Consider the following 25856-nt stretch of genomic DNA (forward strand, 5'->3'; position numbering starts at 1 on the left):
TTCGTCCTGAGCCAGGATCAAACTCTCCAACAATGTCAAATTTGATCGAGGCAAATAAATACTTGCTCTCAAAGGAACCTCAAAACGAGGTTACATATACATAAGCTCTACTGGCTTAGTTCACTAGCACACTGTTGAGTTCTCAAGCAACACACCCCAGATCGCACCGTGGCTACACGGCCTTATCTGAAGCAGTTATTTCTAGCAGTTTTTGGTGGGACACCCACTCAATCGCCTGAGGCGAGAGCTTGGTTCGTGTCCCGGTCGGCCGCTCGGTTTCCCTGGCGACGAAGAGAACTTTACATGGCCGGAAACCCCCGAAAACAGGGGGGTACCTTAACGACATTCGCGCAGGTCAGAGGCCATAAACGAGCCCAGACCCGGCGATCACCCGATGATCGCCGGAGGAGACCCCAGGTGAACTCCTGGGCAAGAACATTGCTCCGAGTACATTGCACCGCCTTGATCCCACCGATTGCTCCGATTAGCGTCGGCTCCATGAGCACTGCGAAACTCGACGGCATCTCCGTCGCCTACGACGACATCGGCACCGGGTTGCCCGTCGTCCTCGTCCACGGCCACCCCTTCAACCGTTCGATGTGGCGTCCCCAGGCCGAGCGGTTCAGCCGGGAGGGCTACCGGGTCATCACGGCGGACCTTCGCGGGTACGGCGAGACCACCCTCCCCGCGCGAAGCGAGAAGACGGGACTCGACGTCTTCGCCGAGGACATCGCCCGCCTAGCGGACCACCTCGGCCTCGGGCGCTTCGTACTCGGTGGCCTCTCCATGGGCGGGCAGATCGTCATGGAGTTCCACCGGACCTATCCCGAGCGCGTCGCCGGCCTCCTGCTCGCCGACACCTCCCCACAGGAGGAGACCGAAGACGGCAAGCGCGTCCGCAACGAGACGGCGGACCGGGTCCTCGCCGAGGGCATCGGCTGGTACGCCGACGAGGTGCTCACGAAGATGGTCTCCCCGGAGAACGTCCGCACGATGCCGGACGTGGCGGCGCACGTCTTACAGATGATGCGCACGACTCCCAAGGAAGGAGCGGCGGCCGCGCTCAGGGGGCGGGCCGAGCGGCCGGACTACCGGGACAGCCTCGCCCAGGTGAAGGTGCCGAGCCTGGTCGTCGTCGGGACCGAAGACGAGTTCACGCCGGTCTCGGACGCGGAACTCATGCACGACCTGATCTCCCGCTCCACCCTGGCGGTGATCGAGGGCGCCGCCCACATGCCTAACCTGGAACGCGAGGCCGAGTTCAACGACGTGTTCGCACGGTTCTTGAAAGAGACAAAGTGATGCCCCAGAAGACCGTTTTCGTCACCGGTGCCAGCGCCGGGTTCGGCGTCGAGATCGTCCGCCGGTTCGCCGCGGACGGCGCCAAGGTCGTCGCGGCCGCGCGCAGCAAGGACCGGCTCGACAAGCTGGCCGACGAGCTGGGCGAGAACGTCCTGCCGTTCGAGCTGGACGTCCGCGACGCCGACGCGGTGGCCGCGCTCCCCGGCACGCTGCCCGACGGGTTCGCCGAAGTCGACCTGCTGGTCAACAACGCAGGTCTCGCGAAGGGACTCGAGCCTGCCCAGCGGGCGAAGCTCGACGACTGGGACCAGATGATCGACACGAACATCAAGGGTCTCGCGCACCTCACCCGCGCCCTGCTGCCCGGCATGGTGGAGCGCGGCCGCGGGCACGTGATCAACATCGGCTCGGTCGCGGGCAGCTACCCCTACCCCGGTGGCAACGCCTACGGCGCGACCAAGGCGTTCGTGCACCAGTTCAGCCTCAACCTGCGCGCGGACCTGCAGGGCACCGGCGTCCGGGTGACCAACGTCGAGCCGGGCCTGGTCGGCGGGACGGAGTTCTCGGTCGTCCGGTTCGAGGGTGACCAGAGCAAGGCCGACAACGTCTACAAGGGCACGACGCCGCTGACGGCCGCGGACGTGGCCGAGTCCGTCTTCTGGGCGGCTTCGCAGCCGGAGCACGTGAACATCAACGTCATCGAGCTGATGCCGGTGGTCCAGAGCTTCTCGGCGCTTCATATCCATCGGGAGAGCTGAGGCCGAAGAGGTCGAAGAGCGCCTGCTGTTCCGGGTTCCGCTCGGTCAGCAGGCGCCGCGTCCGGGGACGGCCGCCGGTGGACGGATACCGCAGCACCGTCTCCCCTATTCCCGCGAGGCTGTCCATCAGTTCGCGGACCGACAGGTTCATCCCGGCGCGGTCGGCCTCGCGCCGCATGAGGTGCGTGACCGTCGACGCGAGCACCGTGACCAGCGTGTGCACCGCGATCCGGTGCGGCGTCCAGTCCCAGCGCGGAGCCGGACCGGCGACGGCGGGACCGGTCAGCCAGCGGAACGTCGAGTCGAGGTGGGTCCGCGCCCGATACGCCGTGACGACCTCGGACACCGGCCAGTCGTGGTCGGTGACCAGCACCTGTTTGCCGAAGAACTCGTCGTGCAGCCGCGACACGGCGGCGTCGTCGACCTTCCAGGTCAGCCGGATCTCCCCCGGCCTGGTGCCCGCGAGCGAGGGCGAAAGCACCCTTTCGACCCGGCGGCCGCGCGTGATCCGGGCGATCTCGGCGTTCACCTGGCCCCGATCGCCTCGATAGGTGCCCGAGGCCAGCGCGGCGTCGAGGCCGGCGAGCTCGCGGGTCGCGGTGCCCAGTTCCTCACCGAAAGCGCGGGCCTGCGCGTTGTGCAGGGTGTCCGAATGGGTCAGGATCACGCGCCGCCGCACTCCCCCGACCACGGCCCTGGTGTCGAGAGCCGTCAGCCCGGCGAAGCGTTCCGGGTCGACGGGCTTGCGCGCCGACGCCGGTTTCGCCAGCAGGTCCGGGTGTTCCGAGAGCGGCAGCGCGCCGACGAAATGCCGCCCGAGATCCAGTTGAGCCGCTTGGCCCGCCGTGAAGACCAGCGTGACGGGATACCGCGAGCGGAGTTCCTCCGCGAGCACGGCGAACGGCGGCGCCCCTTCCCGCGAGTACACGTGCGACGCCAGCGGGATCGCGCCGTCCTTGGTCACCACCAGGCCGAGCCCGGCGAGTTCGCAGTGACAGGGATCGGCCGTGGCGAAGGTGGCGAACTGCGGGACGTCGACGGCGAGCGCCGCGTTCCCGGTCCCCAGCCAGGAGAGCACCGCGTCGGCGACGGCGGTCTCGATCCGCGCGATCCGCTCGGGCGTGAGCCGCTGCAGCGCCCGCCAGTGATTCGGGACGTCGGCTTTCAGGAAATCCCGCGCGACGCCGTCCTCCCACCAGGTGGCCAAGTCCGTGTCCGGCGCTGTCGCCCGGTGCAGGACCGCGAGCGCGAGATGCGCCCCCAGGGTGGTCGCGGCGCGCTGGGCTCCGACGGCGTCGTCGACCCGGCGCACGAAGTCGAGCCGCCGCAGGGTGGCCCACACCGCCGCGACGTCGCCGAAGGTGCGGTGCCGTGCTTCGCCGGGCGCGGAGACGTCGCCGTCCATCGCGCGCCCGATCTCCTCGGCGGTGCCGAGGTAGCGCTGGGAGACGACCCGGGGTTCGCCGTCGACCCGGGCGGAGGTGACGAGGTAGTAGTAGGTCCGCCCGCCGACCTTCTTGCCGATCACCGAAGCCACACTTTAGGTAATACACCCCGGCCCCCTGATCAGCAACGACCACAGGGCTCTGACCAGCGCGAACAGTGACCGCACCCACAAGGGTGACGAGGTGGCGGGATGCGCACTGGCAGCTGGAGCGAGTCCGGCCATAGCGTGCGGGAATGGCATCGGATGCTGACGCGACAGCCCCCACCACCTCGGCGATGCGCCGTGCGCTCGCCAGGGCCCGCGACGGGAAGACCCTCGACCTCGTCGAAGCCTCGATCCTGCTCCAGGCTCGTGGCGACGACCTCAAGACGCTGTCCGAGCACGCCTCCCGCGTCCGGGACGCCGGGCTCGTCGCGGCAGGCCGCCCTGGCGTGGTCACCTACAGCCGTTCGGTGTTCATCCCGCTGACCCGGTTGTGCCGGGACCGCTGCGGTTACTGCACCTTCGCGACCGTTCCCGGCCGCGTCGAATCGCCGTTCCTCTCCCCCGACGAGGTCCTCGACATCGCCCGCAAGGGCGCCGCGATGGGCGTCAAGGAAGCGCTGTTCACCCTCGGCGACCGTCCCGAAGACCGCTGGAAGGCGGCGAAGGACTGGCTCGACGCGCACGGCTACGACGACACGCTGTCCTACGTCCGGGCGATGGCGATCCGGGTCCTCGAAGAGACCGGCGTGCTGCCGCACCTCAACCCGGGCGTGCTGACCTGGCAGGACTTCCAGCGGCTCAAGCCGGTCTCGGCGTCGATGGGCATGATGCTGGAGACGACCGCGAAGCGGCTCTACACCGAGAAGGGCGGCCCTCACTACGGCTCGCCCGACAAGGACCCCGACGTCCGCCTGCGGGTGCTGGAGGACGCCGGCCGCAGTTCGGTGCCGTTCACCACCGGCATCCTGATCGGCATCGGCGAGAACTTCGAGGAGCGCGCCGACTCGCTGTTCGCGATCCGCAAGGTCGCGAAGACCTACGGCGGCATCCAGGAAGTCATCGTGCAGAACTTCCGCGCGAAGCCGGACACGAAGATGCGCGCGACCCCGGACGCCGACCTCGAAGAACTCGCCGCGACCATCGCCGTCGCGCGGCTGGTGCTCGGACCGCGGATGCGCATCCAGGCGCCGCCGAACCTGATCGGCCAGCAGTACGAGCTGATGCTGAACGCCGGCATCGACGACTGGGGCGGCGTCTCCCCGCTGACCCCGGACCACGTGAACCCCGAACGCGCGTGGCCGCAGATCGACGAGCTCAAACGCCGCACCGAGGCGCTCGGGTTCACCGTGCGCGAGCGGCTGCCGATCTACCCGGAGTACGTCAAGACCGGCGAGCCGTGGCTGGACCCGCGAATGAACGCGCACCTCGCGCCGCTCGCCGAGGCCGAAACCGGGCTGGCGATCGAAGAGGCCATCCCGGTGGGCATCCCGTGGCAGGAGCCGGACGGCGGCTGGAAGGAGGCCGGGCGCACCGATCTGCACGTCGAGGTCGACACCGTCGGGCGCACCGAAGACCGGCGTAGCGACTTCGACTCGGTCTACGGCGACTGGGACGAGATCAAGGGCAACATCAAGACCGGGCCGCAACGGTTCGACACCGACATCCGGGATGCCTTGCGCAGCGCGGAAAAGAACCCCGCCGGGCTGTCGGACGACGAGGCTCTGGCGCTGCTGCACGCCGATGGGCCGGAACTCGACGCCTTCACCAAGATCGCCGACGACCTGCGGCGTGAGGTGAACGGCGACGACGTCACCTTCGTCGTCACGCGGAACATCAACTTCACCAACGTCTGCTACACCGGCTGCCGCTTCTGCGCGTTCGCGCAGCGGCGTACCGACGCCGACGCGTACACGCTCTCGCTGGAGCAGGTCGGCGACCGGGTCGACGAGGCGTGGGCCGCGGGCGCGACCGAGATCTGCATGCAGGGCGGCATCCACCCGGATCTGCCGGGCACCGCGTACTTCGACCTCGCGGCCGAGGTGAAACGCCGTCAGCCGGACATTCACCTGCACTCCTACAGCCCGATGGAGGTCGTCAACGGCGCTTCGCGGACGAACCTCTCGATCGAGGACTGGCTGGCCCAGGCGAAGGCGTCCGGTGTCGACTCGCTGCCGGGAACGGCCGCGGAGATCCTCGACGACGACGTCCGCTGGGTGCTGACGAAGGGCAAGCTGCCGACGTCGGAGTGGATCAACGTCGTCACCACCGCGCACAAGCTCGGCATCACCACGACGTCGACGATGATGTACGGCCACGTCGACACCCCGGCGCATTGGGTCGGGCATCTGAAGCTGCTGGCGAAACTGCAGCGGGAAGGCCTGGAGCGCAACGGGCGGCGCGGGTTCAGCGAGTTCGTGCTGCTGCCCTTCATCCACCAGAGCTCCCCGATCTACCTCGCCGGGCTGGCCAGGGCGGGTACGACGCTGCGCGAGAACCGCGCGGTGCACGCGCTGGCCCGGCTGCTGCTGCACGGGATGATCGACAACATCCAGAGTTCGTGGGTGAAACTCGGCGAAGAAGGCAGCCGCGCGGTGCTTCAGGGCGGGGTCAACGACATCGGCGGGACGCTGATGGAAGAGACGATCAGCCGGATGGCGGGCGCGGCCAACGGGTCGTACAAGACGATCAGCGACATGCGCTCGATGGTCGAACCGCTGGGGCGTCCGCTGCGGCAACGGACCACCGAGTACGGCACGCCGACCGCCGAGCGGATCGCCGCGGCGCAGGCGTCCGACGGCGTCGCGACCGCGGTGCGGCGGCCGCTGCTGCCGCTTGTCACCAGCTGACGAAAAGTCGTCGACGGCCCCCTGACTCGCGTACGACGCGAGCCCAGGGGGCCGTCACGTTCCGTGTGGCACCGCTCACAAGGCGCGGGGGTCGCGGGCGTTTTCTGTGCTAAACCCGAGAATCACTTCCGGGCAGCCGAGAGGACGTCGATGACCGCGAGCGCAGTCCAAGTTGCCGACACCGCCCGCTATCCGCTCTCCGAACCGGGAAGCCCGGCGTGGCGCGAAATCGTTTCCCGGACCCGCGCCGAACTGCGGGAAACGGGCTGCAGCGTCCTGACCGACTTCATCCGCCCGGAGTTGCGCGACGTCCTCCGTCAGGAAGGCGCGAGGATCGCTCCGGAGGCGTACGCGAAGGTCGAACGCGTCAACGCCTACAACATCGCCATCGACACTCCGCTACCGGAGGACCACCCCGGCCGCAGGATCATGGAACGCGGCAACGCCTTCGTGGCGCGCGACCGGATCCCGGCGAACGCGATCATCCAGCAGCTGTACACGAGCCCTGAGTTCCAGCGGTTCGTCGCCGACTGCTTCGAACTCCCCGCGCTGCACGAACTCGCCGATCCGCTGTCGGGCCTGGTGCTCAACGTGATCGAACCGGGCCGCTCGCATCCGTGGCATTTCGACACCAACTCCTACACCGTCAGCATGCTCACGCAGGAGGCGGCCGACGGCGGTGTCTTCGAATATTGTCCGAACATCCGCACCGAGTCGGCGGAGAACTTCGACGACGTCCGTGCCGTCCTCGCGGGCGAAGGGGATCACCTGATCCGACGACTCACTCTGCGTCCTGGCGATCTTCAGCTGTTTCGCGGGCGCTTCGCACTGCACCGCGTGAGTAGTGTTCAAGGGGCAGTCGCCCGCCATTCCGCGATCTTCGCGTACAGCGAGCGCCCCGGGGTCATCGGCAGTCCGGAACGGACGAGACAGCTGTTCGGCCGGGTCCTGCCGGAACACGTCGCTTCCGCGGCGGTCCGGGGCGATCAGCTGCTCGACTAAGTCAGGAGCTTGGCCGTGCCTTTGGATTCGACCGGAAAGATCAATTTCGACGACATCTACACCGAGCCCGATCCCCGTGCCTTCTTCGGCACGTTGCGCAGACTGGACTACGGCATCCCACAGCAGGCCAAGGCCTACTTCGCGAAACTGATCGACGAGTACCGCTCGGAGGCCGACGTCAAGGTCCCGACCGTGCTCGACCTCGGCTGCTCCTACGGCGTCAACGCCGCGCTGCACAGATGCGACACCTCGATGGAACGGCTGTACGACCATTACGCGTCCGCCGGTTCGCTGAGCAGGGACGAACTGATCGAGCGCGATCGCCGGATGGTCGAGAGGCTCGCCGTCGGCGACGAAGTCCGCTTCATCGGTCTCGACGCCTCCGCGCCCGCGTTGGACTACGCGCTCGCCGCGGGCTTCATCGACGAAGCGATCCACGCGGATCTGGAGAACGAGGACCCGACTGAGGAGCAGCGCGCGCTGCTGGCCGACGTCGACATCGTCGTGTCGACGGGCTGCGTCGGCTACGTCACCGAGAAGACCCTCGTCCGGATAGCGCGGGAAAACCGGCCTTGGATGGCGCATTTCGTCCTCCGGATGTTCTCCTACGGCCCGGTCGCCGACAGCCTCGGCGAACTGGACTACGAGACCGCCGGGATCGACGGCGTCTTCCGGCAGCGGAAGTTCGCTTCGGACGAGGAGCAGACGCAGATCCTGGACAATCTGTCCGTCGCGGGCGTCGACCCGCGTGGGCTGGAGGACGACGGCCGGCTGTACGCGCGGCTGTTCGTCTCCCGGCCGAACGGCGCGGCGGGCGGGCTAGCCTCCGCGCTGAACGCCCTTTCCCTTCGAGATCGAGGATGATCGTGAGCAGTCCGGAACTGTCCACCCGCACGTTCGGCAACGAGGACGTCCTGCCGCGGGTCCCCGTCCCCAGCCTGGAGGACACCTGCCGCCGGTTCCTCGAGTGGTGCTCGCCGCTGCTCACCCCCGGTGAACTCGCGGAGACCGAAGGCGCCGTCGCCGAATTCCTCGCGGAAGGAAGCCCGGCGCACGAGCTCCAGAGCGCGCTGGAGGCGTACGACGGTCGTGAGGGCGTCCACAGCTGGCTGGACACCTTCTGGCCGTACCGCTACCTCGGCCGCCGCGACCGGATCGCGCTCAACGCGAACTTCTTCTTCCTGTTCACCGAATCCCCGCTGGGACAGTTGGAACGCGCGGCCGAACTGACCGCGTCGGCGGTGGACTACAAGCTGAAGCTGGACGAGGAACTGGTGCCGCCGATCGTGCTGCGTGGGCAGCCGCAGTCGATGGTGCAACACAAGTTCCTGTTCTCGGCGACGCGGATCCCCGGCGCCGCGCAGGACACCGCGCGCACGCCGTACCGCGAAGACTGGCCGGGGCCGTCGAGGGCGCGGCACGTCGTGGTCTTCCACCGCGGCACCCCGTTCCGGATGGACGTCATCGCGCCGGACGGCCGCCCGTACTCCCCCGAACAGCTGGTCGCGGGGCTTCAGCTGATCGTGAAGTCCGGGAACTTCGTCGAGGATCCGGAGACCGCCGCCGGGCACTTCACCACCAAGGCGAGGGCGGAATGGGCGGCGACGCGCGAGGCGCTGCTGGCCGCCGGGAACGCTTCCGCGCTCGACGACATCGAGACGGCGTTGTTCTGCCTGTGCCTGGACGACTTCACGCCGGCGGACACGCAGGAGGCGTGCGACAAGCTGCTGCACGGCGACAGCGGGAACCGCTGGTTCGACAAGGCCGTCTCGCTGATCGTGTTCGAGGACGGCACGGCGGGGATCAACGTCGAGCACTGCGAACTGGACGGGACCACGATCCTCGGGTTCACCGACGCGCTGCTCAGCGGAACCCTGCTGGAGCGGGCGCCCGCCGACGGCGTCCCGGCGTCCGAGGTCATCGAGTTCGTCCTGGGCGACGCGTTGCGTGAAGACGCGCGTGCCGCCGCGGCCTCCTTCGCCGCGTACGCCGACGCGACCGCTACGAAGACGGTGTCCTTCACCGACTTCGGCGCGAAGCGGGCGAAGGAGCTGGGGATGTCCCCCGACGGCTTCGCGCAAATGGCGTATCAGCTCGCGCACAAGCGCGCGAAGGGGATCACCGGGGCGACGTACGAGTCGATCGCGACGCGGCAGTACCGGAACGGGCGCACCGAAGCGATGCGGGTGGTGACGCCCGAGGTGCTGTGGTTCGTGCGGGTGATGAACGATCCTTCGGCCGACCGGCAGACGCGTCAGGCGGCCTTCCGCGCGGCGGCCGCGAAGCACGTCACGCGGGCGAAGGAGTGCCAGGCGGGCGACGCGCCGGAGCAGCACCTGTGGGAGCTGCAGCTGATCCAGAAGCGGCGCGGCGTCGAGGAGTCGCCTTCGCTGTACTCGTCGCCGGGCTGGCTGAAGATGCGCGACGACTACCTGAGCACCAGCTCGGCGCCGTCGGTGAACATCCGGTACTTCGGTTTCGGGTCGACCAGCCCGCAGTGCATCGGCGTCGCGTACGTGCTGCTGCCGGACTCGTTGAATCTGTACCTGTGCACGCCGAAGCACGTGGCGCACGAGATGGAGCTGTTCGCGGCGGAGCTCGCGACGGCCGTCACCGAGTTGCAGGAGCTGCTGGCCTGAGGCGAGGGGTCGTGAGTGGCGTTTCGGGTTAGAGCGGACCGGTGATTACCTACCCATGCCTGAACTGGGCGTGAGTGGTGGTTCCGCGGCTGCCAGGGCGCGACGGTGAAGGAATTGGGACGTTGAACGTCCCAATTCCTTCACCGTGGGGGTGGCCCCGGCTTCGGACCTTGATCAACGGACGATCCGGGACACTCAACGCCCCCGATCCTCCGTTGATCAAGGTCATGCCAGGCCCGACCGGTGACAGACCCAGGACGTGCACTGCCCCGACTCCCACACCAACCAGACCGAGCGTGGAAGATCCGGGACGTTCAACGTCCCACATCCTCCACACTCGCCGGTCACACCAGTGGGTAGCTAAATACGAGTCCACCAGAACGCAAGCGCCACTCACGCCCCACCCGCACTTCGCTACGATCCGCGGGTGCTGGGGAAAGTGATCTTGACAGTGGCCGCGACGGCGCTGGTGGTGGCGGGGTGCAGTACGCCCCCGCCCCCACCACTGCCGGTCCCGCCGACGGTCCACACACCCGTGCCGGGCGAAGTCGAGCCGGCGGGCTGCCTCGGCACCGGGGTCACAGTGAAGTCCGGACCGGTCGAGGCCGCGCTGGGCCATCGCGCGGTCGTGCTCACGCTCACCAACTGCGGCACGACGCCGCGCACGCTCACCGGCTATCCCGAAGTCCGCTTGCTGGACAGGGAAAAGCGGCCGATGACCGTCGAGGTCGAGCACGGGACGTCGTATATGGCGATCGACCCCGGTGTCAGCCCGCAGACGGTGCGGCCCGGCGGGACGCTGCTGTCGGTGGTCTCGTGGTCGAACACGGTCACCGCGGGCTCGCCGGAGGCGGGCGCCTACGTGACTGTCGCGGCCGCCAAGGGCGACCCGGAGCAGCGGATCACGGTCGACACCGACCTCGGGACCACCGGCAAGCTGACGCTGACGGCTTGGAACGCCGAGCTCAAGCACTAGGGCCCTGCACGATCAGTGCGCCTTTCGATCTTGGGGGAAGCCTTCCACGGGAGTCACCAGCGTGAGCCAGCGCGGCCCGTAGCCGTCGAAGTACGGCATCGGGACGTGCGTGAGGATCAGGAACAACCCGGCCAGCGCGGCCACCTGCGGGAGCTTCAGTTCACGGCGGCCGAGCCAGAGCCACAGCACCACGAAGAAGTTGGTCACCAGCAGGAATCCCCAGCGAGCGTCGTCCCAGCCACCGAACGCGAGCAGCGCCGGTGCCGTGATCGCCGCGACGGGCACCGCCGCCGCGAGCGTCGGGCGGTGCAGGTAGAGGAAGCCGCCGGCCACCACGAGCAGGATCGGCGACAGGTACAGCAGCACATTGGTGATCGAGTACAGCTGCCAGCTCTCGGCCTGGGTGCGCCCGAACAGGTTCAGCGCGTCGGCCCGGTAGCCGAAGTCCGCCGTGGACAGCTCTCGGCGGAGCCCCTCGACGGCGCCAGTGCCGGCGGGAGGCAACGCGAGGATCACCGCACCGAGCAACGCGGCCGGAGCGAGCAGTGCGCACGCGCGCCGGAACGGCATCTTCCGCAGCAAGGCGAAACCGAACAACGGCAGCACGGTGAGCAGCGCGATCTCGTGCACCGTCACCGAAAGCGCCATCACCGCGCTCGCGAGCACCGGCCGGTTCCGGTGCAGCGCCCACAGCGCGCCGGACAGCAGCAGATACAGCACCTGGTCGAAGTAGCCGACCTCGTGGAACAGGTAGCCGCCGGTCGGCAGCAGGAGCCAGCCGATGATCAACCACCGCCGGCTTTCGGTGCGGCTGTTGAAGAAGGCGAGCGTCACGACCGCCAGCACCGCGCCGAGGACGGCGAAACTCGCGACCGCGAAGACCGCGTAGTCGTGCCCGAACGGCTTGAGGAACGTGCCGACGAGGAACCGCCGGTGGAAACCGTCGGTCAGGGACACGGCCTGCAGGGTCGCCGCCCATTCCCCCGGCAATCGGAATCCGGTGTATCCGGCGACGAGGACGGCGATCGCGAACAGTGCCGTGACGCTTCGCCGCGGCGTCGTCTCGGCGACGGGAGCCGGGGCTCGTTCCAGCAAGGTGGCCATGGCGCCAAGCTAGGAACGGATCATGCGGCTTCCGTGATGGTCGCTCGACAGTTCCGTCCCGGATTTGTTACATGGTTGTCGAGGTCAGGAACGCCTTTTCGGAACCGGCGGATACGAACGCGGTCCGCGCCTTGCCGTTCGCGGGCAGTGCGCAGGAAAGCCACGAGACACCGGACGGCAGAAGTGCCTTGAGCCGCTCCGGCGCCGCCGGGGTACCGGCATGACATTCGTAGCCGCTCATCACCCTCGAAACGGCGTCGATACGCAGCTTCACCAAGGCGGACAACCGGTAGTCGGTCGGCCCGGGCGCCGCGACGCGGCCTTCGGAGGCGCCCATCTTCTCCTCGACCCAGGACGCTTCGACGATCTCGCCGACTTCTGGGAACGTCTCGGCGACCGGCGCCGGATCGGTGTGGACGGCCGCTTCTTCCGGCGGTGCCGGGTCACAGGCCGCGATCAGCATGACCGCGGCCGTGATCACCGGCGTCTTCCCCATGGTGCGCATGGGGACATCTTGACTCAGGCGGTGAGCTTCAGGATGTCGATTCCGCGAGTGTTGTCGGCGACATAGACGTAACCCTTGTGCCAGTACGGCGCCCACGCGGCGGCGTCCGCCGGGCGGAAGTAGGCGATCTGCTTCGGGTCGGTCGGGTCGCTGACGTCGAGGAACCGCGTGCCCTGCGTGTAGAACGACTGCACGAGGACCTTGCCGCGAACGTCGAAGTAGTGCGCGGAGCAGTCGCCTGTCGTCGGGTCGCTGCCTTCCTGCCCGGCGACGCTCCAGGTGCCGACGGACTTGAGGCGGAACGGCTTCTCCGGCGTCGAACGCCAGCCTTCGCCGTTGTACGAGTTCTGCAACGACGAGATCGTCAGCACGCCGTCACCGGCGCAACCGTCGAGGAAGCTCTCTTCGGTGGCGTAGATGAGGTCGCGGCCGCGCCAGCGGTTCGAGTCCGCGCCGTCGGCCGAACGGTGTCCCGACGGGTGGAAGCTGTTGTGCATGAACTTCGACGGCGCCGCCGTCTCCTCGATCCCGCCGCCCGCGTAGGGCACCGGGCTGAACGCGGTCGCGCGGCGGACCTTGCCCTGCACGGGATCGCGGTGATACCCGCTGGTCCAGTAGCCGCGGACACCACCACGCCCGGACACCCACGCCACGCCCTCGTCGTCGACCTGGACGTCGTGCACGTAGTCGGTCTTGCCGTCGTTGCGCGCGAGTTCGATCGGGTCCGGGGCCGTCTTGGGGTTGCGCGGATCGCGGATGTCGGTCACCCAGATCGGGCGGCCGCCCCAGTCGGCGGGCTGGTTCGCGGCCTTGGCCGGGCCGCCGGTCCAGAGGTACCGGCAGTCGTCGACACAGCTGGTCGTGTGACCGGCGGGCACCTTGGTGTAGCTCAGGATGGCCGGCTTTTCCGGGTTCTTCAGGTCGATGATGTAGATGCCGGACTCGCCGGTCTGCGTGGTGCCGCCGTAGGCCCGCGGGTCGCGCGCGAGGAAGACGAGCTTGCGCTTGACGTCGACCTCGGTGTCCTCGGTCTCCCACAGGCCCGGCAGGCTGACCTCGCCGATCAGCTTCGGCGCGGCGGGGTTCTTGGTGAGGTCGTAGACCTTCAGGCCGAACTCGCCGGAAACCGCCATGACGTCGCGGTGGCCGTACTGGAGGAAGCCCATGGCGATGGCGCCCTGCGCGTCGGGCACGTTGCCGACGGCCTTGACGTTCTTCACCGCGCCGGGTGCGCCCGAGACCCGGACCTTCTCACTCGCCGGCTTGTCCTCCTCGCCGCACGCGGCGGCGGGCAGGCCGGTGGCGATCAGGGTCGCGGTGACCGTCGCGATCGCCAGGCTAGATCGGAGCAACCAGTTTCCTCGCACAGAAACCTCCCAGGCTGGTCACCCCACCCTATGATCACCACTTTGCCCGCACAACCGCCGATGGTCGGTGTGGGACTGCTATGACATGACCATGCGCTTGCGTCTTCTGGCCCCGCTCCTCGCCGCCGCCCTGATCGCGGCGGGCTGCTCGGAATCCGGCGAATCGCCCGCACCGGACGTTCTTCGCGTGGGCATGCCCGCCCCGGCCTCGACCAACCCCGCGGACGTCCACGACGACGCCGGCAGGCTCGTCACGAGCGCGCTGTGGACACCGCTGGCGGACTACGATCCCGCGACCGGGAAGACGACACCGCGCGCGGCCGAGTCGATCAGCAGCGCCGACCGGACGACGTGGACGGTCAAACTGAAGGACGGCGGGAAGTTCCACGACGGCACGCCGGTCACCGCGCAGTCCTATGTGGACACCTGGAAGGCGGTGGAACAAGAGGGCTGGCAGGGCTCGCGCGTGCTGAAAGGTCTGGTGCGGGCCAAGGAGATCACCGCACCGGATCCGCTGACGATCCGGCTCGTCCTCGACCGGCCCTCCGGGCAGATCCCCGCACTGCTCTCTTCCCCCGCCCTGGTCCCGCTGCCCGCTTCGGCCCTGGCCTCGCGCGACTGGGCACGCTTCTTCTCCCTGCCTGTCGGCAACGGACCGTTCCGCCTGGAAGGCGGCTTCCAGCCCACGGGCGCCAAGCTGGTCCGGGTCGCCGACGCGCCGGGCAAGGCCCGCGTGATCGAACTGAAGATCGGCGACGCGACAGCGCTCTACGACGGCGTCAAGTCCGGGAAGCTCGACCTCTCCACCGTCGTCCCCGGCGAGCGGCACGACGCGATGCACGCCGATTTCGCGCAACGGCACGTGATGTGGGCGCTGCCGAACGTCTCCTACCTCGGGTTTCCCCTCACCGCGCCGCATTTCTCCGACGCGACCGTCCGGCACGGTTTCGCGCTCGGCGTCGATCGCGCCGCGCTGGAAGCCGGCGTCCTGGACAGGCAGGTGGACCCGGCGAAGTCACTGCTGCCGCCCGCCGTCGCGCCCGGCGAGCGCAGCAGCACCTGCCGCCCCTGCACGTTCGACGCCGGGGCGGGGAAGTCCCTGCTGACCCAGGCGGAATTCCCGGCCGCACCGGTCCACTTCGGACAGTCACAGAGCCGCTGGCTGCGCCCGCTGGCGGAGCAGACCACCAAGGCGGCCGGCGTCCCGCTCGCCCCGGAACCCGGCCAGGGCCCGTTCGCGATCGACCTGGATCTCGTGACGCCGAGCCCGCAGGAGGTGCTGACGAAGATCGTCGAGCTGACCGGGTATCAGAGCGACGGGTTCGCCGACCTGCTGAAGTCGGCCGAGGAGACCGAAGCCGCCGACAGCGGCGAGGTCTACCGCCTGGTGGAGAACCAGCTGCTGCGCGATCTCCCGGTCGCGCCGCTGTGGTCCGGGCACGGGCACGCCGTCTGGGCCGAGCGGGTGGGCGAGGTGAAGGCGACGACGTTCGGGGGCGTCGACCTCTCAGCGGTGACCGTCCGGTAGCCCGAGTGTGCACTCCCCCGCGACGACGTCGATGAAGGCCGACGTCAGCGGGTCGGGCGTGCTCCGGCAGTAGGCGGCGAGGGTGCGCCGGATCGCCGGTTCGGGCCGCAGGACCCGGCCGTGGAAGCCCTGGGGCAGCACGTTGGCCGGGACCAGCGCGGGGCCGAGCCCCGCCGCCGCCAGCACCGGGGCGGCGGCGGTCTGTTCGGTCCGGACGGCGGCCCTCGGCTGGAATCCCGCCGCCGCGCAGGCCTGATCGACGAGATCGGCGAGGCCGTTGCCCGGCGCGTAATGCACCCAGGCGCAGTCGGAGAGACTCGCGAGGTCGACGACGCCGGTGCCGTCGTCCTCGCGTGGCCCGTCGATCGGCAGGACGACCACGAACTCCTCGGTGCCGAGCTCGCGGACCGGCCCCTCCCAGCCCGGTGGGACCGGCCCGACCGCGACGTCGGCCTCCCCCGCCGCCATGGCGTCCCGCAGTTCGTCCGCGTGCCGGAACTCCACCAACCGGACATCGACGTCCGGCCGCTCCCTGCGCCACACCCGCAACGCCGTGGGCAGGACACCGATGCCGACCGAGTAGACCGTGGCGATCTGGAGCTCCCCGGCCTCCAGCCCGGACGCCTGCCGGGCCGCGCACCGCGCGCGTTCGGCGTCGGCGAGGGTGGCGCGGGCGTGCGGGAGCATGGCGCGCCCCATCGGCGTGAGCCGGACACTGCGCGGGAGGCGTTCGAGCAGCGGGCCGCCGACGCCTTTCTCCAGCGCGCGCACCTGGTGCGACAGCGCGGGCTGCGTCACGTGCAGCAGCTCCGCCGCCCGGGTGAAGGAGCCGGTGTCGATGACGGTCACCAGGTATTCGAGCTGCCGCAGACTGGTCATGAAGAGAGTTTATCGGAGCGGTGATATCTATGCCTTGGACTTATCCGCGCGCCGGGTCCAGGCTCGGTGACATGAACGAAGAACGCAAGGTCGCCCTGGTCGTCGGGGCCAACGGGGTCATCGGCAAGAACCTGATCGAATACCTGGAGACCCAGCCCGGCTGGCGGGTCATCGGCCTGTCGCGGCGCGGTGGACCGGGTCAGATCGCCGTCGACCTGCTCGACGCGGACGACACCCGCGCGAAGCTCGGCGGCCTGGACGACGTCACGCACGTGTTCTACGCGGCTTATGTCGACAAGCCGATCTGGGCCGAACTGGTCCCGCCGAACCTGGCGATGCTGACCAACCTGGTGGACGCGATCGAACCGGCCGCGCCCGGTCTGCGCCACGTCAGCCTCATGCAGGGCTACAAGGTCTACGGCGCCCACCTCGGCCCGTTCAAGACCCCGGCGCGCGAAGACGACGCCGGGCACATGCCGCCCGAGTTCAATGTGGACCAGCAGCAATTCCTGGAACGCCGTCAGGCCGGGAAGGCCTGGACGTGGTCCGCGATCCGGCCGTCGGTGGTCGGCGGGACGGCGCTGGGCAACCCGATGAACCTCGCGCTGGCCATCGCGGTCTACGCGTCGATCTCGAAGGAGCTCGGCCTGCCGCTGCGTTTCCCCGGCAAACCCGGCGCGTACGACAGCCTGCTGGAGATGACCGACGCGGGCCTGCTGGCGAAGGCCACCGTCTGGGCCACCGGCTCGGAGAACGAGGCGTTCAACATCGCGAACGGCGACCTGTTCCGGTGGAGCGAGCTCTGGCCGAAGATCGCGCGCTACTTCGACCTGGAGGTGGCGCCGCCGCTGCCGATGTCGCTGGACGTCGTGATGGCGGACAAGGAAGAGCTGTGGGATTCCCTCTCGGCCAAGTACGGGCTGGAAGTGCCGTACAGCGCGGTCTCGTCGTCGTGGGGCTTCGCCGATTTCGTGTTCGGCTGGGACTACGACATGTTCGCGGACGGATCGAAGGCCCGGCGAGCCGGTTTCCACGAGTACGCCGAGACTTCGTCGATGCTCTTCCGGCTGTTCGACGAGTTCCGGAAGGCGAAGGTGATCCCGTGAGCCGCGTGGGATCGTGAGTCACGGACGTCGCGAAGGCCTCCTTGCCTACCTTGAAGGTAGTGAAGGAGGCCTTCACGGACTTGGCGATCGCACCGTCCGCACCAGCAGGCCAGCAGCAGGTTGCGAAAGTGGCTTTCGCAACCCCTGCGCGGGCTGACCGGCCGGGCACACGAGTGCCGAGGTCGCCGCCCCGTATCTAACCCCGCCCGATGTACGGCATCGCGGTCGCCGTGACGGTCAGGAACTGCACGTTCGCGTCCAGCGGCAGCCCGGCCATGTACAGCACGGCGTCCGCGACGTGCCGGGCGTCGAAGGTGGGCTCGGCCTTGACGCTGCCGTCGGCCTGCGGGATGCCGTCCGCCATCTTCAAGGTCATCTCGGTGGCGGCGTTGCCGATGTCGATCTGTCCACAAGCGACGTTCCAGGCCCGGCCGTCGAGGGAGATCGACTTCGTCAGCCCGGTGACAGCGTGTTTCGTCGCGGTGTAGGCGACGGACGCGGGCCGCGGGGCGTGCGCGGAGATCGAGCCGTTGTTGACGATCCGGCCGCCGCGCGGGTCCTGTGCCTTCATCAGCCGCACGGCCTGCTGCGCGCACAGGAACATCCCGGTCAGGTTGGTGTCCACAGCGCGTTTCCAGTCCGCGAAGGACAGTTCGTCGACGGTCCCGCCCACCGACACGCCCGCGTTGTTCACCAGGAGGTCCAGCCGTCCCCACTCCGCGCGCACCGTTTCGAACAACGCGGCGACGGAATCGGGGTCGGCGACGTCGGTGGGCACGGGAAGCGCTTTCGTGTCCCCGGCGGCGGTCTCGGCCAGCGCGTCCGCGCGGCGACCGGCGAGCGCGACCCGGTAACCGGCGCCGAGTAACGCGCGGGAGATCTCCCGGCCGAGCCCGGAACCCGCCCCGGTGACGACCGCGGTCCTGCCGTTGCCCATCGATCCTCCTCGCAGACCGTGCCGGACCGATCCGGCTCGGTGATTGTTTTCCGATTACCCGCGTCCGTTCAGGCTAGCGCGCCCGCGCCGGGGCAAAACGTTCACCCGGCGGCCGTCGCGCCTTAAGGAAAACCGGTAACCCCTTCACCACATCGAGGCGATTCACCGGATGTGCCCAGGGGGAATTCACACCGTTCACGCACTCGCCGGAGCGCTGAACGGTGAAGAAGAATCCACGCTTCCAGCTGGTCCAGACCGGTGACCAGACCATCCGATGGCGACTGCTCGGCGGCAACAACGTGTCGCTGGGTTCCGCTCCCGCCGACTATCCGCGTGCCGAGGAATGCCTTGTCGCGATCGCCTGGCTCAGCACGAACATTTCCGAGCTGACCAGCGATTTCAGCCACCTCAGCGGGGGCCGCTGGCGCTGGCGCCTGCATACGGACGACCGCGTCGTCGCGATCGCCACGCACGCCTACGGACGGCGTATCGAGGCGCAGCGCGGACTCGACCGATTCCGATCGGCCACCACCGAGGCGGCCATCGGCGAAGGAATCGAGACCATAGCCGATTGGCGCCGGAAATACCGTCGCGATTCCGGCGGACATTCACCGAATCGTTCTCCGTGACGATCGATCACGGAAAGTTCGTTCCCCGGAGATTAACCACCATGACGTCGGGCGGGAACGCGCAGCACCGTCGCCGGACAGTGTTGCGGAGCGAGGATTGTGCCAAGTCACGGAATCCCGTGACGACTTGGGGACTAGAGAAAGAGTGCAAACAAGATGCGTGCTCGTACCACTCGGTTTCTCGGCGCCACCGCGATCGCCGCGTGTGCCTGCCTCACCCTGACCGGCACCGCTTCGGCGGTCGCCCCGGCCAACGGCCTCGAAGAGGTCATCGCCGCGGCGGGCTCGGACACCACCGTCGACATCACCGGCGCGATCCTGGCCAACGCCAACAGCGCGGCGGCGAAGGCCGCTTGGAACACCGACCCCGACAACTACGTCAACGTCCCGCCGGTGCTGGCCGCGGGCCAGACGTTCACCGTCCCGGCCGACCCGTTCGCCGACGAGGTCGTCTACGGCTCGAACCCCCCGGTCCCGAACGGCTCGTCGCAGGGCAAGGCCGCGCTGAAGGCTTCGGCCGAGGCGGGCGACGGCAAGATCGACATCGCGCGGTCGTCGTCGGCCCGCGGCTCATCCGACCCGGCCAGCTTCGAGTACTTCGCGTTCGCCACCGACGGTGTCACCTGGTCGTCCTCGGCCACCGGTTCGGGCGCGGGCCTGACCCTGACGCTGGCGCAGCTGCGCGGCATCTACGACGGTTCCATCACCAACTGGAACCAGGTCGGCGGCGCCAACTCCCCCATCTCGGTGTACCTGCCGCAGACCGGTTCCGGCACGCTGAGCTTCTTCACCGGCACCGTCCTCGGCTTCGACCCGACCACCAAGCCGGTCACCATCAAGCGGTTCCAGGAGCACGACGGCAACTCCATCCCGGTCGCCGACCGCGCCAAGGCCATCGCGCCGTTCTCCATCGCGCAGTGGATCGCGCAGGGCAACGCGGTGACCGCCGACAAGCGCGCGGGCTTCACCGTCAACCCGCTGACCGGTGCCGGCTTCAACGGCTCCCCCGTCGCCGGTTCGGCCGGCAGCTACACCCCGGCGTTCACCACGGCCTTCCTGGGCTCGCGCAGCGTCTACAACATCGTCGACTCCCGCACCCCCAGCTACGACCAGGCCAAGCGCGCCATCGGCTTCGACGCCGGTGACTCGGCCTCGACCGCCAGCCCGCTGTGCGGTGGCCAGCTCGCCACCACGATCCAGCGGTACGGCTTCCTGACCGTGTCGGGCCCGAACGGCCTGTCCTGCGTCAAGTCCTGATCTCCGCAAACGCAAACGGCCCGGTGCGCGCGCACCGGGCCGTTTCCTTGGTGGAGACCGTTTACTTGGGGGCGACGCCCAGCGCGGCGAGCGCCGGGTCGGTCATGATCACGCCTGCCCCGGTGACCGGGTCGAAGCCCGGGGCGCCGAGGTCGATCGCGGTCGAGGTCAGCGCGTTCCGGATCTCCGCCGGGGTGGCGGCCGGTTTGCCCTGCTTCAGCAGCGCGGCGATGGCGGCGGCGCTCGGCGCGGCGGCCGAGGTCCCGAAGAACGGCTGGAAGCCGGTCACCGAGGTCGCGACACCGTCGGCCGCGGTGATGTCCGGCTTGTTCCGGATCGCGCCGCCGGTCGAGGACACGTTGCCGGGGGTGATCACCGAGCCGTCGGCGTTGTAGAACTGCTTGCGGCGACCGTCCGAAGTGAACCGCTCCCACTTGCTGGTGGCGGAGAACAGACCCGGGAACGGACCGGCCGGGTTGGCCGGGTCACCGGTCTCGAGCGCGCGGCCGAAAGCACCGGCGGCCGGGGCGGCCGCGACGCTGAAGGCGTTGGCCGCGGCCGAGTGGCCGGAGGTGACACCGTTGGTGCTGAAGGCTTTCAGCGAACCGGAGGTGACGAAGCGGCCGCGGATCACGTTGAGCGCGATGAACCGGTCGGAGCCGCTGTACTTGACCACGGCCACCTTGAAGCCCGTGCCACTGGCCGGGACCTGGGCGATCTCGTACGGGTTCTGGCTGCCGTTCTGCGCGTTCTCACTGGAGGCGACGACCGAACCGGACGAGTTCAGGACGAACAGGTCGTAGTCGCTGGTGGCCTTGCCCCACGGGTCGGACCAGAACAGGGTGACGTAGCGGCCGACCGAGTTCGGCGAAAGCGCGTTGTACAGCTGGGTGGTGCCGCTCGGGTCGAAGTCGTGCGGCGTCCCGGTGACACCGGAGATCTTGCTGGTGGAGCCGCGGAAGTCGCCCTCGTAGTAGCCGCTGGTGCCGTCGGTCAGGTTGCCCGAGTTCCCCGCGGAGGAGAAGTAGAGCACGCCCGCCGCGGTCACGTCGTTGACGGCCTGCGCGACCGGGCCGTCCTGGAACGGCGACTCGTCGAAGTAGGACACGTCGTCGACGATGATCGTGCACTTTCCGGTGGTCCGGAGCGCGCGGATGTTGTCGGCGAAGCTCTGCTCGCTGGTGAAGGCGGTCGCGAAACCGAGCGTGGCGCCGGGCGCCATGTCGTGGATGATCTCCAGCATCGCGGTGCCCTCGTCACCGCTGCCCGCCTGACCGGGGAGGACGTCGACGGCGGGGAGCTCGCCGGCGGTCTGGGACGCCTGGAGCGACTTGACGCCGTCCGAGAGCACGCAGACCTTCTGTCCGGTGCCGTTGACGCCGTACTTGGTGCGGGCGGTGTCGTTGCCGTGCGCCTTGTCGCCCTCGGCGACCTGCAGCGCGGCGGCGGCCTTCTTGGCGGCGGCCTGGCGACGGTCCTGCGGCGCGGACTCGTTCCAGGTCATCGCCTGGGAGGCGGCCCTGACCTCGGCGACGTCACCGCGGCCGGCGATCGAGTCGACGGCGGCCAGCGGCAGGTCGGCGCGGATCGCGCCGGTGGGCGAGGCGTAACGAACGCTGCCGCCCGCCGCCTTGACGGCGTCCACCAGCGACTGTCCGGCGCCCTTGATGTCCACCGCGACGGTGCCGGCGTCGCTGACGCCCAGCCCGGTCCGGTACTCGGGCAGCTTGCCGGCCAGGCCCTTGTCGGCGCGCAGGCGCTTTTCGACGACGAGCTGACTCGACTGCTTGCGCTCGGCCGGGGTGAGGCTGTTCTTGATGCTCTGCAGGGCGGAAATCCCGGTCTGCGTGCGCACCTCCTCCGACGGCTGGGCACCCGAAACCGCGGTCGACAGCAGCAAAGCGCCGACCGCGACCGGAACCGAGCATGTGACCACTCGGCTGAATCTGCTCATCGAACTCTCCCTGTTTTGCGGCAACTCAGCGCGCTCCGGCTAAAGCGCGCTGACGGCGTGACGCCCCGTCACAAGAATCCCTTCGGTTGCCCGAATGAATTACCCCTGACCGGGTGTAATGGGGAGAATCTAAAGAGCGATCGGTGACGAGTCCACCCACCAAAGTCTGGAACGGGCGAAGATCCACAACGTGAGAACAGGTCAAGTCCGAAAAGACCGAAATCCCTTTCGGATTCAGGCCCAGGCCGGGAACAATCGCCAAAGCGCCAAGGCCGCGAGCGCACCCATCGTGAGCAGCACCGGTCCGGTGATGACGTAGGTCGAAACCGGACGCCACCGGCGATAAAGGAATGTCGCCCCGGCCGCCGCCGCCACGAAACCACCGAAGGCCAGCACCAATCCGGCCCACGCGGCCGTGTCCCCGGTCCGGCCGTCCTGCGCGTCCGCCCGGCCGTTCTGCGGAGCGGGCCGGAAGGGCCTCCCCTCCAGGGCCGCGGTCACCACCGTCGCCTCGTCCGAGGCCAGCGGCCACCACGACGCCGACGTCACCAAGGTCAGCCGGTCGTTCTGGGTCTTGCCGTAGTCGGCGCCCTCGTCCAGCGGCCTGGTCGCCGTCTCCGTCACCCGGTAGACGGACTTGCCCTGTGTCGTCGCGACGACGATCTCGTCACCCGGGCGCAGGGCGCCGAGCGCGCCGAACGGGCCGCCGTAGCCGGCGTTACGACCGGCGATCACGGCGTTGCCCGGCTGGCCGAGCCCGGCCGTTCCCGGTACGTGCCCCGGCCCGGACGCGGTCTCGCCGCTCGACGCGCCTTCGATGACGACCTGCTGCACCTTGAGCGCGGGGATCTCCAGGACGGCCACCGGCTTGCCGAACTCGGCCGGTTTGACCGGCGGCGCGGCCCCGAACAGGCTCTGGCTCGCGCCCAGCGCCACGCCGATCTCGCCCCGGATCTCGGTCAGCGCCTTCCGCTGATCACCCGACTGCAGCATCGGGCCCAGCGCGTAGACGACCAGCGCCAGCGCCACCAGCGTGGTGACCAGCCAGGCGAACACGACCGCGCCGATCCACCCGGGACCGAACCGCAGGAACTGCTTCTCTTCGGCCTCGACGCTCACGCCACGCCACCCGACGGCTTACGGCGGAGAAGACCCACAAGCGCCGCGATCGCCCTGGTCAGCCACGCCGGCACCGGCCGCCCGGCCGAGACGTACGCCGTCGCGGACGGAAGGGTCGCCAGGATCACCAGCGCCACCAAGGGAATCAGGGCGCCGAGCGCACCGGCACCGGCGAATTTCGGGATGTCGATGGACTCGGCGAGGTTCTTGGCCGCCGCCACGCTTTCCGGGGTCGGGGCGACCGCGGGAACCGGTCCGACGGCGGCCGTCACCGGCGTCCCTGCCGGAGAACCCTGCCCACCGGAAGGCCCGCCCAGGGACGGAGTGGAAGCGGGCGTGACACCGTTCGCTCCCGGCGGAGGCGGGTTCTTCGCCTCTTCCTTCTCCTGGCAGGCCTTTTCGACCGTGCCGGTGCCGATCTTGGCGATCCGCTCGGCGGCGGTGGCGGCCAGGCCGGGGTTCAACCGGACCATCCCGGGCGGAAGCAGCGCTTGCCCATAGCCCGCCGCGAGACCGGCGAACGACTTCAGCTGATCCTGCTTCTCCTTCATCGGCTTGCAGTTCGCGTCGATCAGCGGGTTGACGGGGACGGCCATGTACTCGACGAAGGTGAGCGGGTACGCGCCGTCCTTGGCGACGGCGCCGGTCTCGGCCGTTCCGTCGGCGCCGATCTTCATCGCGTCGACCGCCGTCTGAAGGCTCTGTTCGGTCGGCGCGACGAAGTTCCCCTTGCCGTCCGGGAGCGCCACCGGCGTCCAGCGGTTGATCGTCGCCGTCGCGAGATCGGTGATCACCCAGTTCACACAGCCGCCGTCGCAGTCCGCGCCACGTCCGGCGACGGCGTTGTCCACGGTCTTGCGCACCGACAGCTGGCCGGTCTTCGCGTCGACGTTGTTCACCCGCGACCGACCCGGGTCGAGCACGCTCAGATCGGAGATCATCCCGGGAGACTTCCCGTTCAGCTCACCGAAATAGTCCTTGCCGAGCGCCGGGAAGACCCATTCCTCCGGCGCGGTCCCGGCGAGCAGCCTGCTCAAGGTGAGCGGGACCGTCCCCGGTCCCGATTCCCCGGTCACCCCGAAGAAGTCCGCGCTTCCGTTGTAGCCGGAACGCCGGTTCGCCGCGACCACCCCGGCGGGCTGACCGTCCTTGATGGCCGAGAGCCCGGCATTGCGGCCGACCAGCGGGGATCCGTTCTTGAAGATGCCGCCCCGGCCGCCCGCGTCGGGGTTCTGCCCGCCCTTGGTGAGCATGTTCGCGAGCTCGGCGTTGGTGAACGCCATCGTGCCGGCGAGCTTCGCGCCCAGAGGGTTTCCCTCGTCGTTGACGTCGGTCGGGGACCAGCCGACCGCGGCGATCACCGCCGCGTTGATCCCGACGGGGACGTATTCCCTCGACCGGACGGTCTGCGCGGCCAGCGCGCTCCCGCTGCCGGTGATCATGAGATCCGAGGCGCCCTTGTCGAACGCGGTCAGCCCGGTCTCTTCGGTCTCGCTCACGATGTTGGTGGGCTGGTCCGCCTTGGTGGGAGCGCACAGCGCCTGGTTCCAGGCGACCGCGGTCCGCCCGAGCCGTTCCGGCATGCTGGCGTCGAGCGTGTTCCTGCCGATCCCCTTGCAGCCCTTGACCCCGATCCCCGGCAGATACGGGGTGAACTTGATCGAGTCGTCGACCCAGGTCACCGTCTTCCCCGTCGCGTCCTGCGCGGTGATCTGGATCGTGACGCTGCACGGATTGTTCTCGTCGCAAGTGAAGGAGAATTGCCGCCTGGTCTTCGCGCCGGTCGCCGGATCGACGACCACGGGATTGTCGGCCCACGGGACCTTGGGGAATTTGTCCCCGGGATTCACCGCTTTCTCATAAGTGGTGTAGAGCGGATCCCAGGCGACGGCGTGTGGCCGCAAAGTACCGCGCGGGATCGTGGTGTCGAAGACGATGTCGCCGGTCGTGCTGCTCCGCACCCGCTCCATCGACTGCATGCCCGCGTTCTTGCCCGCGAATTCGTCGCCGAACTCGTCCTGGCAGTAGGACTGCACCCTGGTGAGCAACGTGCTGTCCTTGTTCCACGGCGGAACATAGACCTTCTTCATCAAATTGTCCGGCACGTCTTTCGGGCAGATGACGAGCTTCGCCCGCGCGCCCTTGGGCAATCCCGAAAGCGTGATCCGCAGCGGGTCGCCGTTCTGGACCGCCGAAAGGTCGGCGGGTTCGGTCTTGAGCCGGTACGCCGGATCGGCGGCGGCCTGTGCCTGCGCGGCGGGAACGGACACGCCGGCGACAGCCAGTATCCCGCAGATCAGCACGATCCCGACTCGTCTCGCCCGGACCAGGACCATGGACGACTCCCCAGATTTCACGCGACCAACGTCCCCGAGTCACCCGTTCGGGGTCAACGGGCCGGGGCCGTCCGCCCGCACTGATTCACAAACGCCCCGTCGGGCGTTCTCCGTGTGGACACCTTCACCGGCCACGGGCACCACATACTGGCCGCATCGAGGGGCGACGTGGTGTGCCCT

20 protein-coding genes are annotated in these 25856 nt (G+C 68.9%); 11 read left to right on the forward strand and 9 right to left on the reverse strand.

Going from position 1 to position 25856, the window contains the following annotated elements; translation table 11 throughout:
• The first annotated feature begins 498 nt into the window (after positions 1–498).
• Both ACFWMR_RS11295 and ACFWMR_RS11300 read left to right on the forward strand, forming a co-directional pair.
• Positions 499–1302, forward strand: coding sequence for an alpha/beta fold hydrolase (locus tag ACFWMR_RS11295; RefSeq protein WP_378378273.1), 804 nt, complete (start codon positions 499–501; stop codon positions 1300–1302).
• On the forward strand, positions 1302–2060 hold the full coding sequence (locus ACFWMR_RS11300; RefSeq protein ID WP_378278843.1) for an SDR family oxidoreductase: 759 nt from the start codon (positions 1302–1304) through the stop codon (positions 2058–2060). The genes ACFWMR_RS11295 and ACFWMR_RS11300 overlap by 1 nt, the downstream gene beginning before the upstream one ends.
• Here ACFWMR_RS11300 and ACFWMR_RS11305 read toward each other — a convergent pair.
• Positions 1999–3597, reverse strand: a complete 1599-nt coding sequence (locus ACFWMR_RS11305; protein WP_378378274.1) for an IS1634 family transposase — start codon at positions 3595–3597, stop codon at positions 1999–2001. The two genes, ACFWMR_RS11300 and ACFWMR_RS11305, sit on opposite strands and share 62 nt — an antisense overlap.
• Before the next feature lie 143 nt (positions 3598–3740).
• Between ACFWMR_RS11305 and ACFWMR_RS11310 the strand changes: the two genes are divergently transcribed.
• The 5 genes from ACFWMR_RS11310 to ACFWMR_RS11330 all read left to right on the forward strand — a co-directional run bounded on the left by ACFWMR_RS11310 (position 3741) and on the right by ACFWMR_RS11330 (position 10955).
• The gene (locus ACFWMR_RS11310; protein ID WP_378378275.1) at positions 3741–6338 is read left to right on the forward strand and encodes a bifunctional FO biosynthesis protein CofGH; all 2598 of its coding nucleotides are present in this window, start codon (positions 3741–3743) and stop codon (positions 6336–6338) included.
• A gap of 150 nt (positions 6339–6488) precedes the next feature.
• A complete protein-coding gene (locus ACFWMR_RS11315) occupies positions 6489–7340 on the forward strand; it encodes a HalD/BesD family halogenase (RefSeq protein WP_378378276.1) in 852 nt (283 codons plus the stop codon).
• A gap of 21 nt (positions 7341–7361) precedes the next feature.
• A complete protein-coding gene (locus ACFWMR_RS11320; protein WP_378378330.1) occupies positions 7362–8204 on the forward strand; it encodes a class I SAM-dependent methyltransferase in 843 nt (280 codons plus the stop codon).
• Positions 8201–9979: a choline/carnitine O-acyltransferase gene (locus tag ACFWMR_RS11325; RefSeq protein WP_378378277.1), complete on the forward strand. Its 1779-nt coding sequence runs from the start codon at positions 8201–8203 to the stop codon at positions 9977–9979. Before ACFWMR_RS11320 ends, ACFWMR_RS11325 begins: the two co-directional genes overlap by 4 nt.
• A gap of 427 nt (positions 9980–10406) precedes the next feature.
• Positions 10407–10955: a DUF4232 domain-containing protein gene (locus ACFWMR_RS11330; protein WP_378378278.1), complete on the forward strand. Its 549-nt coding sequence runs from the start codon at positions 10407–10409 to the stop codon at positions 10953–10955.
• Positions 10956–10967: 12 nt separating this feature from the next.
• On the opposite strand, the gene ACFWMR_RS11335 is transcribed toward ACFWMR_RS11330, so the two are convergent.
• The 3 genes from ACFWMR_RS11335 to ACFWMR_RS11345 form a co-directional block, all read right to left on the reverse strand.
• Positions 10968–12059, reverse strand: coding sequence for a hypothetical protein (locus ACFWMR_RS11335; protein ID WP_378378279.1), 1092 nt, complete (start codon positions 12057–12059; stop codon positions 10968–10970).
• Between the two features lie 67 nt (positions 12060–12126).
• A complete protein-coding gene (locus ACFWMR_RS11340; protein WP_378378280.1) occupies positions 12127–12564 on the reverse strand; it encodes a hypothetical protein in 438 nt (145 codons plus the stop codon).
• 14 nt (positions 12565–12578) lie between these two features.
• The gene (locus tag ACFWMR_RS11345) at positions 12579–13916 is read right to left on the reverse strand and encodes an LVIVD repeat-containing protein (RefSeq protein WP_378278049.1); all 1338 of its coding nucleotides are present in this window, start codon (positions 13914–13916) and stop codon (positions 12579–12581) included.
• Between the two features lie 100 nt (positions 13917–14016).
• On the opposite strand from ACFWMR_RS11345, the gene ACFWMR_RS11350 reads away from it, so the two are divergent.
• Positions 14017–15459 carry a peptide ABC transporter substrate-binding protein gene (locus ACFWMR_RS11350; RefSeq protein ID WP_378378281.1) on the forward strand — a complete coding sequence of 481 codons (1443 nt, stop codon included), beginning with the start codon at positions 14017–14019 and terminating at the stop codon, positions 15457–15459.
• Here the strand turns inward: ACFWMR_RS11350 and ACFWMR_RS11355 are convergent.
• The gene (locus ACFWMR_RS11355; protein ID WP_378378282.1) at positions 15439–16338 is read right to left on the reverse strand and encodes a LysR family transcriptional regulator; all 900 of its coding nucleotides are present in this window, start codon (positions 16336–16338) and stop codon (positions 15439–15441) included. The two genes, ACFWMR_RS11350 and ACFWMR_RS11355, sit on opposite strands and share 21 nt — an antisense overlap.
• 71 nt (positions 16339–16409) lie before the next feature.
• Between ACFWMR_RS11355 and ACFWMR_RS11360 the strand changes: the two genes are divergently transcribed.
• Entirely contained in the window at positions 16410–17444 is a 1035-nt protein-coding gene (locus ACFWMR_RS11360; protein ID WP_378378283.1) for an SDR family oxidoreductase, read from the forward strand.
• A 196-nt stretch (positions 17445–17640) separates the two neighbouring features.
• Here ACFWMR_RS11360 and ACFWMR_RS11365 read toward each other — a convergent pair whose 3' ends face one another.
• Entirely contained in the window at positions 17641–18381 is a 741-nt protein-coding gene (locus ACFWMR_RS11365) for an SDR family oxidoreductase (RefSeq protein WP_378378284.1), read from the reverse strand.
• Positions 18382–18602: 221 nt separating this feature from the next.
• On the opposite strand from ACFWMR_RS11365, the gene ACFWMR_RS11370 reads away from it, so the two are divergent.
• Both ACFWMR_RS11370 and ACFWMR_RS11375 read left to right on the forward strand, forming a co-directional pair.
• Entirely contained in the window at positions 18603–19010 is a 408-nt protein-coding gene (locus ACFWMR_RS11370) for a DUF1508 domain-containing protein (RefSeq protein WP_093934009.1), read from the forward strand.
• 156 nt (positions 19011–19166) lie between these two features.
• Positions 19167–20267 carry a substrate-binding domain-containing protein gene (locus ACFWMR_RS11375; protein WP_378378285.1) on the forward strand — a complete coding sequence of 367 codons (1101 nt, stop codon included), beginning with the start codon at positions 19167–19169 and terminating at the stop codon, positions 20265–20267.
• 61 nt (positions 20268–20328) lie between these two features.
• Here ACFWMR_RS11375 and ACFWMR_RS11380 read toward each other — a convergent pair whose 3' ends face one another.
• From ACFWMR_RS11380 to ACFWMR_RS11390, 3 genes are all read right to left on the reverse strand, one after another.
• Positions 20329–22221 carry a S8 family serine peptidase gene (locus ACFWMR_RS11380; protein WP_378378286.1) on the reverse strand — a complete coding sequence of 631 codons (1893 nt, stop codon included), beginning with the start codon at positions 22219–22221 and terminating at the stop codon, positions 20329–20331.
• 234 nt (positions 22222–22455) lie between these two features.
• The gene (locus ACFWMR_RS11385; protein ID WP_378277972.1) at positions 22456–23340 is read right to left on the reverse strand and encodes a sortase; all 885 of its coding nucleotides are present in this window, start codon (positions 23338–23340) and stop codon (positions 22456–22458) included.
• Complete coding sequence (locus ACFWMR_RS11390) at positions 23337–25676, reverse strand: hypothetical protein (RefSeq protein ID WP_378378287.1); 2340 nt, start codon at positions 25674–25676, stop codon at positions 23337–23339. The genes ACFWMR_RS11385 and ACFWMR_RS11390 overlap by 4 nt, the downstream gene beginning before the upstream one ends.
• Positions 25677–25856 lie beyond the last annotated feature (180 nt).

Origin of the sequence: Amycolatopsis thailandensis, assembly GCF_042723255.1 — a bacterium.
In the GTDB taxonomy this organism is placed as follows: domain Bacteria; phylum Actinomycetota; class Actinomycetes; order Mycobacteriales; family Pseudonocardiaceae; genus Amycolatopsis; species Amycolatopsis thailandensis.

Bases quoted from the DNA above. Each gene is read 5' to 3' on its own strand.
- ACFWMR_RS11295 (WP_378378273.1), top strand. From the start codon at position 499: ATGAGCACTGCGAAACTCGACGGCATCTCCGTCGCCTACGACGACATC.
- ACFWMR_RS11300 (WP_378278843.1), top strand. From the start codon at position 1,302: ATGCCCCAGAAGACCGTTTTCGTCACCGGTGCCAGCGCCGGGTTCGGC.
- ACFWMR_RS11310 (WP_378378275.1), top strand. From the start codon at position 3,741: ATGGCATCGGATGCTGACGCGACAGCCCCCACCACCTCGGCGATGCGC.
- ACFWMR_RS11315 (WP_378378276.1), top strand. From the start codon at position 6,489: ATGACCGCGAGCGCAGTCCAAGTTGCCGACACCGCCCGCTATCCGCTC.
- ACFWMR_RS11325 (WP_378378277.1), top strand. From the start codon at position 8,201: ATGATCGTGAGCAGTCCGGAACTGTCCACCCGCACGTTCGGCAACGAG.
- ACFWMR_RS11335 (WP_378378279.1), bottom strand. From the start codon at position 12,059: ATGGCCACCTTGCTGGAACGAGCCCCGGCTCCCGTCGCCGAGACGACG.
- ACFWMR_RS11340 (WP_378378280.1), bottom strand. From the start codon at position 12,564: ATGCGCACCATGGGGAAGACGCCGGTGATCACGGCCGCGGTCATGCTG.
- ACFWMR_RS11350 (WP_378378281.1), top strand. From the start codon at position 14,017: ATGACCATGCGCTTGCGTCTTCTGGCCCCGCTCCTCGCCGCCGCCCTG.
- ACFWMR_RS11355 (WP_378378282.1), bottom strand. From the start codon at position 16,338: ATGACCAGTCTGCGGCAGCTCGAATACCTGGTGACCGTCATCGACACC.
- ACFWMR_RS11360 (WP_378378283.1), top strand. From the start codon at position 16,410: ATGAACGAAGAACGCAAGGTCGCCCTGGTCGTCGGGGCCAACGGGGTC.
- ACFWMR_RS11365 (WP_378378284.1), bottom strand. From the start codon at position 18,381: ATGGGCAACGGCAGGACCGCGGTCGTCACCGGGGCGGGTTCCGGGCTC.
- ACFWMR_RS11375 (WP_378378285.1), top strand. From the start codon at position 19,167: ATGCGTGCTCGTACCACTCGGTTTCTCGGCGCCACCGCGATCGCCGCG.
- ACFWMR_RS11380 (WP_378378286.1), bottom strand. From the start codon at position 22,221: ATGAGCAGATTCAGCCGAGTGGTCACATGCTCGGTTCCGGTCGCGGTC.
- ACFWMR_RS11390 (WP_378378287.1), bottom strand. From the start codon at position 25,676: ATGGTCCTGGTCCGGGCGAGACGAGTCGGGATCGTGCTGATCTGCGGG.